Source organism: Alcanivorax sp. HI0083 (assembly GCF_001635175.1).
Map to the genome: position 1 here is coordinate 1 of NZ_LWFX01001480.1, position 1,229 is coordinate 1,229.

2 protein-coding genes and 1 tRNA gene are annotated in these 1,229 nt (G+C 57.5%); all 3 read left to right on the plus strand.

Annotated features, from left to right (window positions below; genetic code table 11):
* Nucleotides 1-575 (plus strand): 4-(cytidine 5'-diphospho)-2-C-methyl-D-erythritol kinase (ispE, locus tag A3754_RS22450; protein WP_063521387.1); only part of this gene is annotated, 575 nt, incomplete at its 5' end.
* A 20-nt stretch (nt 576-595) separates the two neighbouring features.
* Nucleotides 596-671, plus strand: a tRNA-Gln gene (locus A3754_RS22455).
* Between the two features lie 75 nt (nt 672-746).
* On the plus strand, nt 747-1,229 hold a 483-nt coding region (gene prs / locus A3754_RS22460), incomplete at its 3' end, for a ribose-phosphate diphosphokinase (protein ID WP_156497153.1).

Consider the following 1,229-nt stretch of genomic DNA (forward strand, 5'->3'; position numbering starts at 1 on the left):
CCCTGCTGGGTCTGAACAAACTCTGGGAGCTGGGCCTGACACTGCCGGAGCTGGCCGATATCGGCCTGGCGCTGGGCGCCGATGTGCCCGTCTTTGTGCTGGGGCACAATGCCTGGGCAGAAGGCGTCGGCGAACAAATTTCCCCCGTCACACTACCAAATGACGCTTTTTTGGTCGTTCACCCCGGAATTCATGTATCAACTGCTCGAATTTTCGGCGACCGGCAATTGACAAGGGATACACCCATCAGTAAATTACCGGCCTCGCTTGAGGCGGTGCTGACCCGCGACTTTCACAACGACTGTGAAGCGGTGGCAACCCGGCATTTTCCGGAAATCGGAAAAACGCTGGACTGGCTCAAGCAACATACGGGTAACGCCCGTATGACCGGCACAGGCGCTTGCTGTTTTTCCCGCCTGACCGGACTGCAACAGGGGCAGCAATTGCTGCAACAGTTGCCACAACACTGGACAGGTTTCGTCGCTCGAAGCTGTAATACTTCTCCTCTCCACCAGATTCTGGGAGAGACACTGGCGAAGTTTCGAGAGACAAAGAATTCAGGCAAACCCGCCTAAGCGGGCCTGAGACCGAGTGTTGGGGTATAGCCAAGTTGGTAAGGCAGCGGGTTTTGATCCCGTTATTCCCAGGTTCGAGTCCTGGTACCCCAGCCATTTTCTTCTGAGGAACCTCTTACCCTTCCCCTTAGTGGTTCCCAAATTCACGACGCAAGACCCCAGGGGGCGCCAGTGTCCAAGCTCGTCGTTTTCACCGGTAACGCAAATCCCGAACTGGCCAAAGCCATGGTCAACAACCTGAACCTGCCGATCGGCAATGCCGATGTGGGCACGTTCAGCGATGGCGAAGTTGCCGTGGAAATCCAGGAAAACGTGCGCGGCAAAGACGTCTTTATCGTGCAATCCACCTGCAACCCGACCAACAACAACCTGATGGAACTGCTGGTCATGGCCGACGCCCTGCGTCGCTCCTCCGCAGGCCGCATCACCGCCGTTGTTCCCTACTTTGGTTATGCCCGCCAGGATCGCCGCGTGCGCTCTGCCCGCGTGCCAATTACCGCCAAAGTGGTCGCCGACATGATCACCGCCGTCGGCATTGATCGCGTGGTCACCGTAGACCTGCACGCCGACCAGATTCAGGGCTTCTTCGATATCCCGGTAGACAACGTCTACGCCACCCCGTTGATCGTGGCGGACATCGAACGCCAGAACCAT